The sequence below is a fragment of the Sphingobium sp. RAC03 genome (assembly GCF_001713415.1).
Lineage (GTDB): Bacteria > Pseudomonadota > Alphaproteobacteria > Sphingomonadales > Sphingomonadaceae > Sphingobium.
Genome location: NZ_CP016456.1, coordinates 204,272 through 219,699 on the forward strand (window position 1 = coordinate 204,272; position 15,428 = coordinate 219,699).

General features: G+C 66.6%; 13 protein-coding genes. 10 read left to right on the forward strand and 3 right to left on the reverse strand.

Features of this window, described 5'->3' with window-relative positions:
* Position 1 precedes the first annotated feature (1 nt).
* The 3 genes from BSY17_RS05605 to BSY17_RS05615 are packed head-to-tail and all read left to right on the forward strand — an operon-like array spanning position 2 to position 5,009.
* Positions 2 to 1,141 carry a BatA domain-containing protein gene (locus BSY17_RS05605; RefSeq protein WP_069064753.1) on the forward strand — a complete coding sequence of 380 codons (1,140 nt, stop codon included), beginning with the start codon at positions 2 to 4 and terminating at the stop codon, positions 1,139 to 1,141.
* Positions 1,138 to 3,258: a DUF4175 domain-containing protein gene (locus tag BSY17_RS05610; RefSeq protein ID WP_069064754.1), complete on the forward strand. Its 2,121-nt coding sequence runs from the start codon at positions 1,138 to 1,140 to the stop codon at positions 3,256 to 3,258. The genes BSY17_RS05605 and BSY17_RS05610 overlap by 4 nt, the downstream gene beginning before the upstream one ends.
* Positions 3,255 to 5,009, forward strand: a complete 1,755-nt coding sequence (locus BSY17_RS05615; RefSeq protein WP_069064755.1) for a hypothetical protein — start codon at positions 3,255 to 3,257, stop codon at positions 5,007 to 5,009. The genes BSY17_RS05610 and BSY17_RS05615 overlap by 4 nt, the downstream gene beginning before the upstream one ends.
* Here BSY17_RS05615 and BSY17_RS05620 read toward each other — a convergent pair.
* The gene (locus BSY17_RS05620) at positions 4,994 to 5,446 is read right to left on the reverse strand and encodes a hypothetical protein (RefSeq protein ID WP_037478656.1); all 453 of its coding nucleotides are present in this window, start codon (positions 5,444 to 5,446) and stop codon (positions 4,994 to 4,996) included. The two genes, BSY17_RS05615 and BSY17_RS05620, sit on opposite strands and share 16 nt — an antisense overlap.
* Positions 5,447 to 5,597: 151 nt before the next feature.
* Here BSY17_RS05620 and BSY17_RS05625 point away from each other — a divergent pair, with 151 nt between their 5' ends.
* The 4 genes from BSY17_RS05625 to BSY17_RS05640 all read left to right on the forward strand — a co-directional run bounded on the left by BSY17_RS05625 (position 5,598) and on the right by BSY17_RS05640 (position 9,472).
* The gene (locus BSY17_RS05625) at positions 5,598 to 6,269 is read left to right on the forward strand and encodes a spermidine synthase (RefSeq protein WP_069064756.1); all 672 of its coding nucleotides are present in this window, start codon (positions 5,598 to 5,600) and stop codon (positions 6,267 to 6,269) included.
* 70 nt (positions 6,270 to 6,339) lie between these two features.
* Complete coding sequence (locus tag BSY17_RS05630; RefSeq protein WP_069064757.1) at positions 6,340 to 7,968, forward strand: alpha-D-glucose phosphate-specific phosphoglucomutase; 1,629 nt, start codon at positions 6,340 to 6,342, stop codon at positions 7,966 to 7,968.
* A 36-nt stretch (positions 7,969 to 8,004) separates the two neighbouring features.
* Complete coding sequence (locus BSY17_RS05635) at positions 8,005 to 8,688, forward strand: DUF2490 domain-containing protein (protein WP_069064758.1); 684 nt, start codon at positions 8,005 to 8,007, stop codon at positions 8,686 to 8,688.
* Positions 8,689 to 8,755: 67 nt separating this feature from the next.
* Positions 8,756 to 9,472, forward strand: coding sequence for a 2OG-Fe dioxygenase family protein (locus BSY17_RS05640; RefSeq protein WP_069064759.1), 717 nt, complete (start codon positions 8,756 to 8,758; stop codon positions 9,470 to 9,472).
* Between the two features lie 79 nt (positions 9,473 to 9,551).
* Here BSY17_RS05640 and gorA read toward each other — a convergent pair whose 3' ends face one another.
* The gene (gene gorA / locus BSY17_RS05645) at positions 9,552 to 10,898 is read right to left on the reverse strand and encodes a glutathione-disulfide reductase (protein ID WP_069064760.1); all 1,347 of its coding nucleotides are present in this window, start codon (positions 10,896 to 10,898) and stop codon (positions 9,552 to 9,554) included.
* 171 nt (positions 10,899 to 11,069) lie between these two features.
* Positions 11,070 to 12,575 carry a glucose-6-phosphate isomerase gene (gene pgi / locus BSY17_RS05650; protein ID WP_069064761.1) on the reverse strand — a complete coding sequence of 502 codons (1,506 nt, stop codon included), beginning with the start codon at positions 12,573 to 12,575 and terminating at the stop codon, positions 11,070 to 11,072.
* A gap of 177 nt (positions 12,576 to 12,752) precedes the next feature.
* Here pgi and lepB point away from each other — a divergent pair, with 177 nt between their 5' ends.
* From lepB to era, 3 genes are all read left to right on the forward strand, one after another.
* The gene (gene lepB, locus BSY17_RS05655) at positions 12,753 to 13,592 is read left to right on the forward strand and encodes a signal peptidase I (protein WP_069064762.1); all 840 of its coding nucleotides are present in this window, start codon (positions 12,753 to 12,755) and stop codon (positions 13,590 to 13,592) included.
* Positions 13,589 to 14,272: a ribonuclease III gene (rnc, locus tag BSY17_RS05660; RefSeq protein WP_037476311.1), complete on the forward strand. Its 684-nt coding sequence runs from the start codon at positions 13,589 to 13,591 to the stop codon at positions 14,270 to 14,272. Before lepB ends, rnc begins: the two co-directional genes overlap by 4 nt.
* Before the next feature lie 171 nt (positions 14,273 to 14,443).
* Positions 14,444 to 15,352 carry a GTPase Era gene (era, locus tag BSY17_RS05665; protein WP_069066809.1) on the forward strand — a complete coding sequence of 303 codons (909 nt, stop codon included), beginning with the start codon at positions 14,444 to 14,446 and terminating at the stop codon, positions 15,350 to 15,352.
* Positions 15,353 to 15,428: the final 76 nt, after the last annotated feature.

The window sequence follows — 15,428 nt, forward strand, 5'->3', positions numbered from 1 at the left end:
CATGGGGTTCAGCCTGCTCTTTCCCGCCGCGCTGGCGGCGCTGCTCGCCTTGCTGGTGCCGCTCGCCATCCACATCGCGCGCAAGAGCGAGCAGTTGCCGACCGACTTCGCCGCATTGCGCTGGTTGCGGTCGAAACCCCGGCCCCGGTCGCGCCTGCGCTTTGACGAATGGCCGCTGCTGCTACTCCGGCTCCTGCTGCTGGCGCTGGTCGCGCTATGGCTGGCGCAGCCGGTCCTGTCCGGCGCAGGCGACGACACGCCCTATGTCGCGGTCGTCCCCGGCGCGCAGATCGATCGCGCGCAATTCACGGATGCGCGAGTCCATTGGCTCGCCCCCGGCTTTCCGTCGATCGAAGAGGCCGCCCCCACCGGCCCCCTGCCCGTCGCCAGCCTGATCCGCCAGCTCGACGCCGATCTGCCCACCGGAACGCCGCTCACCATCCTCACGCCGCAGGTCATCGACGGCGCGGATGCCGCCCGCCTGCACCTGTCGCGCAAGGTCGACTGGCGCATCGGTCCCGGCACCATGGCCTCGCCCAAGACGGCAGCCGCCCCCGCCCCAACCGTCGCCATCCGCTACGACGCCGCACATCGCCCAGCCCTACGCTATCTGCGCGCCGCCGCGATGAGCTGGCAGCCCACCGAACGCCCCATCGACAGCGCCCCGCTCGACAGCCCCCTGCCCGACCGCCAGCATGTGTTGATCTGGCTCGCAGGCGGCACCCTGCCCGACAGCGTCACAGACTGGGTCACCCAAGGCGGCACGGCCCTGATCGCCAGCGACGCCACCGCACCGAAAGCCACCCCCGCGCCCCACTGGCGCGATGCACTGGGCATACCGCTGGTCGAGGGCGCACCGCTGGGCGCAGGCCGATGGCTCCGCTTCACCCGGCCGCTACGCCCCGCCGACATGCCCGCCCTGCTGGACGGCGATTTCCCCGCGCAATTGCGCCGCCTACTCGCGCCTGCTCTCTCGCCGCCCGCGCGCGTCGCCGCTGCCGACTATGCGCCGCTCCCCGGCGGACGCGCCTATGACCAGCAACCTGAACCGCTCCGCCCCTGGCTGGCGCTGCTCATCGCCCTGCTGCTGATCGCCGAACGCTGGCTCGCCACCCGCCGCAGCCGGGGCGTATCGCCATGAGCGCCACCGCCCTCACCCGTCCATGGACGGCCCCGGCCCGCACACGCGCGTTCCTGAACGCCATCGCTATCGGCACACCGCTGGCGATCGGCGCGGGTGCCGTGGCCTGGCGGCTGGCGGGGATCGGCGCGGCGATCGCAGCCCTCACGGTGGGCCTGACCCTATCGCTGCTCGTCGCGCTCCGGCTGACGGCCCGGTTCGACCAGGACTGGCTGATCCGCACACTCGATGCCCGCCGCCCCGACATGGAAGACAGTGCCGCGCTGCTGTTCGCCGACGTTGCCACCCTCGGCCCGCTCCAGCGGCTCCAGCGTGCGCGCCTGACCACCCGGATCGACGCCGACAAGCCCGACCAACTGGCCCCCGACTGGCATCGGCGGAGCATCGCCCTGACCGCCATCGCCGCCCTGATCATCGTCGCGCTCGCCTTGCTCTGGCCTCGGCCCGGCGAAGGTCCGCCCACCCTCGCCCCCGCCAGCGAAGGCGTCGCGGCAACGCCCGGCATCCCCCGCCTCGTCGCACAAAATCTCCGCATCCTCCCGCCCGCTTATACCGGCCTGCCGGTGCGCGACTCCCAATCGCTCGACGCCCGCGTACCGCACGGATCGCGGCTAGAATGGACCTTGCGCTTCGATCCGCAAGCCAGCGTCCCGCGCCTCCTGATGCTCGGCGGCCAACCGCTCGCGCTGCGCCGCGACGGCGAAGACTGGATCGCCAGCCGCACGGCGGACGCCGCCTTCCTCTACCGTGTCGACCCCGCTGCCGGGCGCGGCCCGACCCCGCCGCTGCACCGTATCGATGCCATCGCCGACGCCGTGCCGCAGGTGAAAGCCATCAGCCCGAAGGCCAGCCTGACCCTGGTGACGCGCGGACAGCGCAGCTGGTCCCCCGCCTTTGCCGCGACCGACGATTATGGCGTGGCCGCCAGCGCCCGGCTGCGCATCACGCTGGCCATCGGCGAGGGCGAAAATGTAACCTTCACCGAACGTGAGATCGCCGTCACTGGCAGCGGCCCGGCGCGCGACCGGCGCTTCACCCCGCGCCTCGATTTCGGCGCGCTGGGCTTCGGCCCCGGCAGCGACATGGTCGTGCAACTCGTCGTGCGCGACAATCGCAGCCCCACCCCGCAGGAAGCGCGCAGCCCCAGCCTGATCCTGCGCTGGCCATCGGCGCAGCAACCCGAAGGCAGCGGGCTGGAGGGCATGGTCAACACCGTCCTGCCCGCCTATTTCCGCAGCCAGCGGCAGATCATCATCGACGCCGAAGCGCTGCTCAAGCAAAAGTCCCGCCTCAGCGCCGACCGCTATCTCGCCCGTTCCGCCAGCATCGGCACCGATCAGCAGATTTTGCGCGGCCGCTACAGCCAGTTTCTGGGCGGCGAGGAATCGGCCCAGCCGCAACTCCCCACCGCCGACGCGGAAACCCATCATGACGGCGACGGCCATGATCATGGTCCCCCGCGCCAACCCGCACCGGGCTTTGGCGTCGCCGAAGATGTGCTGGCCGATTATGGCCATCCCCATGACGACAGCGCAGCGTCCAGCCTCGACCCCGAAACCCGCGCCATCCTCAAAAATGCCGTCGATGAAATGTGGCAATCCGAAGTGCATTTGCGGCAAGGGCATCCCGATCTCGCCCTCCCCTTCGCCTATCGCGCGCTCCGCTTCATCAAGGAGGTGCAGCAGGCGACCCGCATCTTCCTGTCGCGCGTCGGGCCGGAACTCCCGCCGATCGACCCCAGCCGCCGCATGACCGGCAAGCGCGAAGGCGCGGCCAGCCGCACGCTGGCGGTCGCGCCGATCGAGCGCGGCGATGGCCCGGCCGCCGCCGCCTGGCGCGCGTTGGGCGATGGGCCGGGCGCGATCCGGGGACCAATCGCGCTTGATGCGCTCGACCGCTGGGTGCGCAGCGAAGCCGCCCGCCTGCCCGACCCACTCGCGCTGTCGGGCGCGCTCGACGCGGTGCGGCGCGACCCTGACTGCGCGCCCTGCCGGACGAAGTTGCGCGGATTGCTATGGACGGCGATGGAACGCCCGCCCGCTCGCCCGGCCCGCCGCGTGGCGCCCGACGCCAATGGCACGCGCTATCTTCGCGCGATCGAGGGAGCCGCACCATGACCATCGAACGGATCGTCGCCGCCCTTTTGATCCTTGCCGTGCTGATGGCCGCGCTGCGCCTGATCCTGTGGCAGCGGTCCAGTCCGTCCGCGCCATGGCGGCTGGCGGCCTTGCTCCTGCTCCAGCCGCTCTGCGCAGGCCTCCTGTTCCTGACGCTCTACCCGCCGCCGACCCCGACGACGGCCGACACCCTGCGCATCGCGACCGCCGGAACGCCGCGCTTGGCTGCGGCGACGCCGGGCGCGCCGCTCGTCATCCTCCCCGAAGCCGGCGCCATCAGCGGCGACGAAAGCGCCCCCGACTTTGCCACCGCCCTGCGCCGTCATCCCGCTGTCGGCACCATCACCGTGCTGGGCGAAGGCTTGCCCCCCCGCGATCTGGAAGCTGCGCGCGCCGTCGCGGTTCGCTTCACCCCGCCCTCGCCCCGTCCCGGCATCAGCCACATCGCCCCGCCCCGCAGCATCGCGCCGGGCGAAGCGTTCCGCGTGGGTGGCCAACTCACGGCCCTCCCCCGCGCGACCATCGACCTGCTCGATCCCGCCGGGCGCGTGACCGATAGCGCCACGCCCGATGCGAACGGCTATTTCACCCTGACCGGCACCGCCCGCGCCGCCGGAACCACCGCCTTCACCCTGCGCGTGCGGGATGGACAGCGCATGGTCGAGCAAGCCGCCGTCCCGCTGCTGGTAACCGACAGCGCCGCCCCGCGCCTGCTGATCCTGGCCGCCGCACCGGGGCCGGAGGTCAAATATCTGCGCCGCTGGGCCACCGATGCAGGCTTCACGGTCACGACGCAAATGAGCGCGGGCGGCGGCATAGCGCTGGGTGATCCCGCCATCGCCATCAACGGCGCAACGCTGCGGCGGTTCGACCTCGCCATCGTCGATGATCGCAGTTGGGCGGCGCAGCGCGGCGTCTTGCTCGGCGCAGCGCGCGAAGGACTGGGGCTGGTCCTGCGCCCCAGCGGGCCGATCGACGGCGCGACACGCGCGCAATGGCGCGCGCTGGGCTTCGGCATCGGCGGCGGCGATCTCGCCCCCGTCGCCCTGCCCAAAGTCGCCGCGCCCGCGCTGAGCAGCACCCGTCTTGGCATCGGCAGCACGGACGCGCCGGTCGATATCGCCACGCCCGACGATCTGCTGCCCGATATCAGTCGCCTGCCCCTCGCCCCCGCCGCGCAGGCACCCACGCTGTTGCAGGACGCCAGCGACGCACCGCTCGCCCAGTGGCGCGCGATCGGCACCGGGCGCATCGCCCTGTTTGCGGGCGTGGACAGCTATGCGCTGACCCTGACCGGCCATCGTGCGCTGCATAATGATTGGTGGAACGCCCTGCTGCGCACCGTCATCCGCCCGGCCTCTGGCGGGCAGCAGTCTGGCCTGATCGGCTGGGCAAACGAACGCCTGACCCTGTGCGGCCTGTCCGCCCCGACGCCGATCGAGCGCCCCGATGGACGGCGCGCAACGATATTGCCGGTGCAGGGCTGCGCGGCCTTCTGGCCCGATAGCGCTGGCTGGCACCGGACAGGCACCGGCCAGTCCTTCTATATTTATCCCGCCCAAGCCCTGCCCGCGATGCGCGCCGCGCGGGATCGGGCCGCCATGCTCGCGCTGCGCCCGCCAACTACGACCGACCGGGCTGGCGACAGTGCACCCGGCCCGTCCTGGCCCTTCGCCCTCGCCTGGCTGATCACCAGCGCCTTGCTCTGGCTATTGGAACGCGCGCGCCGGGGCCGTCAGTCCGCCATGTAAAAATCGCGCAACGCCCGCGCATCATGCAGGGCATTGTGCGGCACCCGGCTATTGGCCGCCGCGCTGAACCCCGCCGCGTTTATCAGTTCAAGCCGCAGCCCGAAATCGACCCCCGCCATCTGTCCTGGCCCCGTCACCAGCAGCGCACAGAAATGCGCGAGATCTTCGGGCCAATCGGCGATGATGACGGGATCGCTATCCCCTTCCAGATAGGCCGCGACATGGTCGGCCGCCTCCACCCGGTTCAATTCCAGATCGATGCCCGGCGGCACATGGCGCAGATAGGGGACGACATGCTGCGCGACCCAGGGTTCGACATCATCGGGCAGCGGCAGCGAGACATAGAATTCCTCGTCATCCGCATGTTCGGGCACCAGCGCGACGCTGATCAGCACGCCGCCAAAGCCGTTAAATTCGGTGTCGAGAAAATAGCGCATGAAAAGAAGAACTGCCTTGTCCGTGTCCGATAGGACAGGGCCGATAGCATCGCCGCCGCCCACATGCCATGCCGTGCGACGCGCCGTAGCATTTGCGCGACGCACGCCAAGCTGCCATGCGCGCCACAACGCCATCACCAAAGGATCGATCATGACGCCGCGCGAATTTCTGGGGTCCGCCGCCGTGCCTGGGGGGCAGGAACTGATGCTGTACCGGCGTGGTGGCGATTTCATGATCGTGCTCGACCGCAATGAATTGATGAGCAGCCGGATGAGCGGCTCCGAAAAGGCGCTGGCGCTGATGACGATCGAGCGGCTGGCGGGGCGCAAGGCCCCCCATCTGCTGATCGGCGGCTATGGCATGGGCTTCACCCTGCGCGCGGCGCTCGGCGTGCTGGGGCAGGATGCGCGCATCACGCTCGCGGAACTGGTGCCCGAAATCATCGACTGGGCACGCGGGCCGATGGCGGAATTGGCCGATGGCTGCCTCGATGACCCGCGCGTCGATCTGCTGATGGGCGATGTCGTCCCCGTCATCGCCGCGGGCCGGGCCTGTTATGACGCCATCCTGCTCGACGTCGACAATGGCCCGGACGGCCTGACCGCCGCCGCCAACGACCGGCTCTACAGCGCGACCGGGCTGGCGGCGGCGCGGGCCGCGTTGACGCCCGGCGGCATCCTCGCGGTCTGGTCGGCCGGGTCGGACGATGCCTTCACCCGCCGTCTGGCCAGCGCCGGATTTGCCGTCGATGAAGTCGCCGTGCGCGCGCGCGACAATGGCAAGGGGCCACGCCATGTCATCTGGTTTGCACAAAAGCGTTGAACATGCTGGATTGAAAAGGTCCGTCCAGCCGGGCCATAGAGACAAGAACCGACACTAAAGGGATGCCCGCGTGATCCAGACCGTTTCGACCCAGCCCTTCACGGACCAGAAGCCCGGCACGTCGGGCCTGCGCAAGAAAGTGCGTATCTTCGCGCAGCCCCATTATGCGGAAAATTTCGTCCAGTCGGTGTTCGACAGCCTGGACGGTTTTGCCGGGCAGACCTTGGTCGTCGGCGGCGACGGGCGCTATCTCAATCGCGAAGTCATCCAGATCGTGCTGAAAATGGCAGCGGCCAATGGCTTTGGCCGCGTGCTGGTGGGCCAGGGCGGCATCCTGTCCACCCCAGCCGCCTCGCACCTTATACGCTCGTCGGGTGCCTTTGGCGGCCTCGTCTTGTCCGCCAGTCACAATCCGGGCGGCCCGGACGAAGATTTCGGCATCAAATATAATATCGGCAATGGCGGCCCGGCGCCTGAAAAGGTAACCGACGCGATCATCGAGCGCACCCTGTCGATAGACAGCTACAAGATCCTCGACGCCCCCGACATGGATCTCGACACGATCGGCACGGCCACGCTGGGCGGCATGACCGTCGACGTGGTCGATCCCGTCGCGGCCTATGCCGACCTGATGGAAAGCCTGTTCGATTTCGCCGCGATCCGCGCGAAGATCGCCGATGGTTTCACCCTCGCCTTCGATTCGATGAGCGCGGTGACTGGTCCCTATGCGGTCGAGATTTTCGAAAAGCGGCTCGGCGCGCCGCAGGGCACGGTGATGAACGGCACGCCCTTGCCGGACTTCGGCCATCATCATCCCGACCCGAACCTCGTCCATGCCAAGCAATTGTACGACCGCATGATGGCCCCGGACGCGCCCGATTTCGGCGCAGCGTCGGACGGCGATGGCGACCGCAATCTCATCATCGGGCGGCATTGCTATGTGACGCCGTCGGATTCGCTCGCGGTCCTCGCAGCCAACGCCCATCTCGCGCCCGGCTATGCGGCGGGCCTCAAGGGCATCGCCCGCTCCATGCCGACCAGCGGCGCGGCCGACCGGGTGGCCGAGAAGCTGGGCGTGCCGCTCTATGAGACGCCCACCGGCTGGAAATTCTTCGGCAACCTGCTCGACGCGGGCATGGCGACCATCTGCGGCGAGGAAAGCGCGGGCACTGGCTCTGACCATGTTCGCGAAAAGGACGGCATCTGGGCGGTATTGCTATGGCTCAACATCCTGGCCGTGCGCGGCGAAAGCGTCGCTGCGATCATGGCCGATCATTGGGCGACCTATGGCCGCAATTACTATGCCCGCCACGACTATGAAGCCATCGCCAAGGACAAGGCCGACGCGCTGATGGCGGCGTTGCGCGCCTCGCTCGACAGCCTGCCCGGCACCACCAACAGCGGCGGCACGATCAAGAGCGCCGACGATTTCGCCTATACCGATCCCACCGATCAGTCGGTCAGCCGCAACCAAGGCGTCCGCATCCTGTTCACCGACGGATCGCGCGTCGTGTTCCGCCTGTCAGGCACCGGCACCGAAGGCGCGACCCTGCGCGTCTATCTCGAACGCTATGTCGGCACCGATGGCGACCTTGGCATGGCAACAGGCGACGCCCTCGCCCCGCTGATCGCCGCTGCGCAGGAAGTGGCGGACATTGCGGGCTATACCGGCATGGACCAGCCCAGCGTCATTACCTGACGCTGACCCAGCGCCAATTTTAATAAAGGAGCGCCGATGCGCCGCCTACCCCTCATCCTGTCCGCGCTATTCATCGCCGCGGCGACACCGGCCCAGGCACAGACCAGCCAGGATGAACAGGTCTGGCTCAACCTGACCGCGATGGGATCGGTAAAGGGCGACCTCGTCTATTTCGCCGAAATCCAGCCGCGCATCGGCGATGGCGTGTCGCGGGTCAATCAGGCGATCTTTCGCGGCGCGCTGGGCTGGAAATTATCCCCCACCGTCACCGTCTATCAGGGCTATGCCCATATCGTCTCGCCGGTCGAAAACGGCGCGGATGTGAACGAGGATCGCAGCTTCCAGCAACTCAACTGGACGCTCGGCAAGCCCTGGGGCGGCGAACTCATGTCGCGCACCCGGCTGGAACAGCGCTGGCGATCGGACGGCGATGATATGGGCTGGCGGGTTCGTGAAATGCTCCGCTACGAAAAGCCGCTGCGGCCGGGCAGCGATGCGGTCAACGCGCTGGTCTATGCCGAAGGCTTCGTCGCACTCAACGACACCGACTGGGGCGTCAAAGGCGGCTTCGATCAGGCGCGCGGCTTCGTCGGGGTGGAATTGGGCCTGCCCGGCGCCTCCACGGCGGAGGTCGGCTATCTGGCGCAAGTGGTCGATCAACGCGGCGGGCGCACCGCCGTCAATCATGTCGCCTCGCTGACGCTCTTCTTCCGCCATTGACGCGCGCGATCCGGCTGGGGGCAAATGGCCCTGTCGTTCGTTGACGGGGGGCACTATGGCCCCTTGCATGACCAACCACCCGCCTTTGCCCGATAGCGCCCTTAGCGACAGCATGACCGCCATCGGCTATGCCCGGCTGGAGGGGCACGACACGATCGCGCGGCTGCATGCCGATGCCGCCGATTGGCGCGCCTTCGCCACCAGCTGGAACGATCTCGGCCCCGATCTCTACATGGCCGATGGCGGCCGCTATCGCCGCCGCCGCCACGCCGTCTTCCTGTGCGACCAGGGCGCGTTCGCGCGGATGCCGCACCAGCCCCACTATCAGAGCCGCGACTATAATCGGCTGAACGGCGACGTGCAGCGCTGGTTTGATCCGGTCGAACAGGCGGTCATCGACAATCCGGTCTGCCAGGCCATCTTCGCCCTGTGCGCGGCCCAATTCGACCCAGCGGCGCAGGGTCGCTGGCATGTCGAAATGCACCAGTTCCGCATCGAGGCGAAGCCCGATGAAGTCGGCCGCCCGACCCCCGAAGGGCTGCATAGAGATGGCGTCGATCACGTCTTCGTTATGCTCGTCGAGCGCAACAATGTGCGCGAAGGCGTCACCCGCATCGGCGCGCCAGACGGCACGCCGATCGGCGAATTCATGCTGGCGCAGCCGGGCGACGCCATGCTGATCGACGATCGCCGCATCCTGCATGGCGTAACCGAAATCCACCCGCACGACCCCGCCCGCCCCGCCTGGCGCGACGCGCTGGTGGTGACCTTCGCTGCAATCTGAAAAATCCGTTCGGGCTGAGCTTGTCGAAGCCCTCCACTGATCTAGGTGAAGTGGCTTCGCTACGCTCAGCGCGAACTGATTATTTCAGCAACACCAGTTCTTCGGCCATGCTGGGGTGCAGCGCGACGGTGTCGTCGAAATCCTGCTTGGTGAGGCCGGCTTTCACCGCCACCGCAGCCGCCTGCAATATTTCCGGCGCGTCGGGGCCGATCATGTGCAGGCCGACCACCTTGTTCGTCGTCGCGTCCACGATCATCTTGTAGAGCGCCCGCTCCTCACGGCCTGCCAGCACATATTTCATCGGCCGGAAATCGGACGTGTAGACCCGCACCGTGCCGAGCTTGTTCTTGGCCTGCGCTTCGGTGAGGCCAACGCCCGCCAAGGGTGGATGGCTGAACACGGCCGAGGGCACGCAGTCATAATCGACCGTGCGCGGATTGTCGCCGAATACCGTGTCGGCGAAAGCATGACCCTCACGGATCGCCACGGGGGTCAGTTGCAGCCGGTCGGTGACATCGCCCACCGCATAGATGCTCTCGCAACTCGACCGGCTATACTCGTCAACCTTGATCGCCCCATTGTCGGCCAGATCGACGCCCGCGCTGTCCAATCCCAACCCTTCGGTATGCGGCCTGCGCCCGGTGGCGAACAGCACGACGTCGGCCGGGACCGGATCACCATCCTTGAAGCGGACGCAGAGCGTGCCGTCTTCCTTCTTCTCAATCTTCTCCATCTTCGCATTGAAGCGGAAATTAATCCCCTTGGTCATGGAAATCTGGAGCAGCCGATCGCGAATCTGTTCGTCATAGCCGCGCAGCAGCGTGCCGGAGCGATTGACGATGGTCACATGGCTGCCGAACTGATGGAAGATGCCCGCAAATTCATTGGCGATATAGCCGCCGCCGACGATGACGATGCGCTTGGGGCATTGGTCGAGATGGAACACCTCGTTGGAGGTAATGCCATGCTCCGCCCCTTCGATATCCGGCAGGATCGGCCAGGCACCGGTGGCGATGAGGATATATTTCGCCGTGACTTCGCGGCCGCTGGCGAGCTTGACGCTGTGCGGGCCGGTCACGGTCGCGCGTTCGGGGATCATCTCGACCTTGTGGCTGCTGAGCGTATTTTTGTAGAGGCCTTCGAGCCGGTCGACCTCGCCCAGCACATTGTCGCGCAGCGTCGCCCATTCGAACCCGCAATCGGGCACGTTCCAGCCGAAGCGGCGCGCGTCCTTCAAATCTTCGGCGAAATGCGCGCCATAGATAAGCAGCTTTTTGGGCACGCAGCCGCGAATGACGCAGGTGCCGCCGACGCGAAACTCCTCGGCCACCGCGACCTTCGCGCCATGCCCCGCTGCCACGCGGGAGGCGCGCACGCCGCCCGATCCTGCACCGATGACGAAAAGGTCGAAATCATAGTCGCTCATGCCTGGCCTCCGCTTGGTTGCGGGAGATATGGCGGGTGGGCACCTGAGTTACAAACGGGAATCTTGCTTCTTTTGAGCAAACCAATGCCGTTCGCTTCGAGCGAAGTCGAGAAGCGAGAAGCGCTGCGTCAGCGTTTCTCGACTTCGCTCGAAACGAACGGATCTACTCGTCTAGTCCCCGCCCAGCGCCAGTTCGATCAGCGCCATGGTCGAGGGGTCGAACCCCTTGGCACCGTCGGCCTCGATCGACTTGGCGATTTCCTTGCCCAGTTCCACGCCGAACTGGTCGAACGGGTTGATGCCCATCAGCACGGCGTTGGCGAAGGTGCGATGCTCGTAGAAGGCGATTAGCGCGCCCAGCGCATGGGGCGTGACGTCTTCGAGCAGGATCGTGGTCGATGGCCGGTTGCCGGGATAGGCGCGGGCCGGGTCGGCGTCATTGTCCTTGCCGCGCATCAACGCTGCGCCCTGCGCGAAACAGTTGACCAGCAGCGCGCGATGATGCGCCGGGTCGAGCGCATGGCCCGGCTCGATCGAGGCGATGAATTCGACCGGCGAGAGGATCGTCCCCTGGTGCAGCAACTGGAACACCGCATGCTGGGCATCGGTGCCGACCCCGCCCCAGGTGATGGCAGCGGTGAGACCGTCCACCGGCGATCCGTCAAGCTGCACCGCCTTGCCGTTGCTCTCCATCTCCAGTTGCTGGAGGTAGGAGGGCAAGAGCGCCAGCCGTTCGTCATAGGCGAACAGAGCGCGGGTCTGGCAGTGCATGACGCGGCTATAATATTGATCGACGAAGGCGGCGATCAGCGGGATATTTTCATTTGGAGCGGACAGGCGGAAATGGCGGTCCATCTCGGCCGCGCCCTCCAGCAGGCTTTCGAACGCATCCCAGCCCAGCGCCAGCGCGGCGGGAAAGCCGATCGAGGACCAGAGCGAATAACGCCCGCCCACTGATTCGGCGAAGGGCAGGATGCGGGTTTCATCGACGCCCCATTCGATCGCCTTGTCGGGCGCGGCGGTCAGCGCGATCACGCGGCCATAGGGGTCGTCCACGCCGCCTTCGACCATCCAGTTGATCGCGCTCGCCGCGTTCAACAGGGTTTCGCTGGTCGTGAAGGTCTTGGAGGCGATCGCGATCAGCGTAGTGTGCGGGTCGAAGCCCTCGATCGCCCGCTCCAGCGCTGTGCCATCGACGTTGGAGACGATCCCCACATCATAACGCACGCCATCACCATCGAGCGCGTCGACGATCAGCTTGGGGCCGAGCGCCGACCCGCCGATGCCGATATGCAATATGTGGCGGATCTCGCCCAGCGCGCCCGCCTCGATCGCGTCGATCAGCGCGCGCATGCGGTTGTGCAGCGCCTTGGCCTGCGCCACGCTGTCGGCCTTGCCCTCGCCCCGCTCGGCGGTATGTTCGGCCGCGCGGCCTTCGGTGTTGTTCACGGCCTCACCCGCGAACAGCGCATCGCGGCGCGCGGCGAAGCCCTGATCCTGGGCCAGGTCGAGATAGTGCGCGATCAGCTCGTCGGTCAGATGGGTCTTGGACCAGTCGAACCGGATCGGTCCCTGCGACAGGACCAGTTTGGACAGGCGGTCGGGATCGGTCGTGAAAATGGACTTGAGATCGGCGATAGGCAGTGCGGCGATGGCCGCCAGTGCAGTGCTGGGCATGCGATGGTCCCCTATGACGTTGGTCGAGATCGACGCTGCACCGGTCGATTCTTCCTGTCCTTACCCAATTTTTGCGCGCTTTGCATGGTCAAGGACATGCTTGACGTCCCCGACGCCAGGCTTCACAAGCCGCCACGGCCGCGTTGTCGGCGCATCCAAGGGACAAGACGACCACCCATGACTGCAAAATCGGAAACGCGGGACTTCCTATGGTTCCTCGCCAGGCTGGGCCTGTTCGTCTTCATCCTGCGCAGCTTCATCATTTCGCCGTTCAACATTCCATCGGAATCGATGCAGCCACGGCTACTGATCGGCGACTATCTGCTGGTGGCGAAATGGCCCTATGGCTATTCGCGCTATTCGCTGCCGTTCAGCGTCCCGCTGATCCCCGGCCGCATCTTCGCCGCCACGCCCGAACGCGGCGATGTCGTGGTGTTCAAGGCACCGCCGACCCAGAAGAATGACTATATCAAGCGCGTCATCGGCCTGCCCGGTGACATGATCGCCGTGCGCGGCGGTACGGTCTATCTGAACGGCGCTGCGGTGCCCAAGCAGAAGGTCGCCGACCTCGTCATTCCGGTGACGCCGAACATGATCGACGCCGCTGCCAAGGAAGGCGCAGTGTCGCCTTGCTATCGACCCGATTTCGAGGAACCGGCGGCGGGCGGCGGCAAGCAGTGCCGTTACCCCCAATTCCGCGAGACGCTGCCTGCGGGCAAGGATTATCCCGCGCGCAGCTATAATGTCCTCGACCTCGTGCCCGACGGCGCGGCGGACGATCGCGACACGGTGCTGGTGCCCGAAGGCCATCTCTTCATGATGGGCGACAATCGCGATCGCAGCGCCGACAGCCGCTTCCCGGCGGTCGAAGGCGGCGGCATCGGGCTGGTGCCGGAGGAAAATCTGGTCGGCAAGGCGATGATTTCGGTCTTCTCCACCGACGGCAGCGCCAATTGGCTGCTGCCCTGGACCTGGATTTCCGCCGCGCGCTGGAGCCGCATCGGGGAAGGCTTTTGAAATTGAGCGTCCATGGGCCTGATACGACGGGCTGGCTAAAGGCGCTGATCGGCCGCGCGCCGCGCGATCCCGCACCCTTCCACCAGGCGCTCACCCATGGCAGCGCCAAGCCGGACAATTATGAACGGCTGGAATTTCTGGGCGACCGGGTGCTGGGCCTGCTGGTGTCCGAATGGGTGTATGAACGCTTTGCCGGTGAGCCTGAAGGCAAGCTGTCGCGCCGGTTCAACGCGCTGGTGTCGGGCGAAACCTGTGCCGAGGTGGCGCGCGCGGCGGGCGTGCCGACCCATTTGGTGCTGGGCAAGCAGGCGCGCGACGATGGCGCGGCCAATAGCGACAATGTGCTGGGCGACGTGATGGAAGCGCTGATCGGCGCGCTCTATCTGGAGGGCGGGCTGGAGGAAGCGCGCACGCTGGTCCGCCGCCTGTGGGCCGACCGGGTCGATACCCAGACCGCCGCGCCGCGCCATCCCAAGTCCGCGCTGCAGGAATGGGCCGCCGCCAACAAGCGCAAGCCGCCCGAATATGTGATGATGGACCGATCCGGCCCGCACCATGCGCTGCGCTTCACCGTGACCGTCAGCATCAAGGGCGCGGGCGAGGCAAGCGCGACCGGCGGGTCCAAGCAGGAAGCGGAAACCGCGGCAGCGGCGGCGCTGCTGGAGAAGTTGGCGGGGTAGTTTCCTCGATCATCAGACCCCGCTACTATAAGCATCTTCCGTCATCCCAGCGAATGCTGGGATCTCGCTTTCTCCATAGGGGGCAGTGAGATGCCAGCTTTCGCTGGCATGACGACAACAATCATGACTGCGCCTTTGGACGCAGGGCGAACGGAGTATATTTTGGACGGCTTGGAAGTTTCAGAAACCAATCAGCGCTGCGGCGTCATTGCCGTTGTCGGTGCGCCCAATGCGGGCAAGTCCACGCTGGTCAATGCGCTGGTGGGGCAGAAGGTGGCGATCACCAGTCCCAAGGCGCAGACCACCCGCACCCGCGTCATGGGCGTCGCGATCGAGGGCAATGCGCAAATCGTGCTGGTCGATACGCCCGGCATCTTCGCGCCCAAACGCAGGCTGGACCGCGCGATGGTGCAGGCGGCGTGGGGTGGCGCACAAGGTGCGGACCTGATTGCGATGGTGGTGGATGGCAAGGCCGGGCGCGGCCCCAAGCTGGAGCCGATCATCGAATCGCTCAAGCATCGCAGCGAACGCAAATGGCTGATCCTCAACAAGGTCGATATCGCCATCAAGGAAAAGCTGCTCGTCCATACCGAGAAGCTGAACGAGACGCTGGGCTTCGACGAAATCTTCTTCGTGTCGGCCGCGACCGGCGATGGCCTGCCCGAACTCAAGGCTGCCTTCGCCGCCGCCATGCCGGAAGGTCCATGGCATTTCCCGGAGGACCAAGTGTCCGACGCCACCGACCGGATGCTGGCCGCCGAAATCACGCGCGAGCAACTTTATCATCAGTTGCACGCCGAACTGCCCTACGCCACCGCCGTCGATACCGAGCAATATAAGGAACGGCCGGACGGATCGGTCGAAATCCACCAGCAGATCCTGGTCGGCCGCCCGACGCAGCGCGCGATCGTGCTGGGCAAAGGTGGCCAGCGCCTGAAGGAAATCGGGTCGAAGGCGCGCGAGGAACTGGCGGCGTTGCTGGGGGTCAAGGTCCACCTGTATCTGCATGTGAAGGTCAAGGAAGACTGGGAAAATGATCGCGGCATCTATCGCGACATCGGCCTCGACTGGGTGGAATAATAGTCCTTCCCTTAACGGGAATAGCTTATTTACCTTCTGTCGTTACGCACCCGTCTCATGGGTCCGAAACGGAAAA

Excerpts from the sequence above, each read along its gene's own strand:
- BSY17_RS05635 (WP_069064758.1), top strand. The coding sequence starts at position 8,005 with ATGCGCCGCCTACCCCTCATCCTGTCCGCGCTATTCATCGCCGCGGCG.
- lepB (WP_069064762.1), top strand. The coding sequence starts at position 12,753 with ATGACTGCAAAATCGGAAACGCGGGACTTCCTATGGTTCCTCGCCAGG.
- BSY17_RS05605 (WP_069064753.1), top strand. The coding sequence starts at position 2 with ATGGGGTTCAGCCTGCTCTTTCCCGCCGCGCTGGCGGCGCTGCTCGCC.
- BSY17_RS05625 (WP_069064756.1), top strand. The coding sequence starts at position 5,598 with ATGACGCCGCGCGAATTTCTGGGGTCCGCCGCCGTGCCTGGGGGGCAG.
- BSY17_RS05640 (WP_069064759.1), top strand. The coding sequence starts at position 8,756 with ATGACCAACCACCCGCCTTTGCCCGATAGCGCCCTTAGCGACAGCATG.
- gorA (WP_069064760.1), bottom strand. The coding sequence starts at position 10,898 with ATGAGCGACTATGATTTCGACCTTTTCGTCATCGGTGCAGGATCGGGC.
- BSY17_RS05615 (WP_069064755.1), top strand. The coding sequence starts at position 3,255 with ATGACCATCGAACGGATCGTCGCCGCCCTTTTGATCCTTGCCGTGCTG.
- BSY17_RS05620 (WP_037478656.1), bottom strand. The coding sequence starts at position 5,446 with ATGCGCTATTTTCTCGACACCGAATTTAACGGCTTTGGCGGCGTGCTG.
- BSY17_RS05610 (WP_069064754.1), top strand. The coding sequence starts at position 1,138 with ATGAGCGCCACCGCCCTCACCCGTCCATGGACGGCCCCGGCCCGCACA.
- pgi (WP_069064761.1), bottom strand. The coding sequence starts at position 12,575 with ATGCCCAGCACTGCACTGGCGGCCATCGCCGCACTGCCTATCGCCGAT.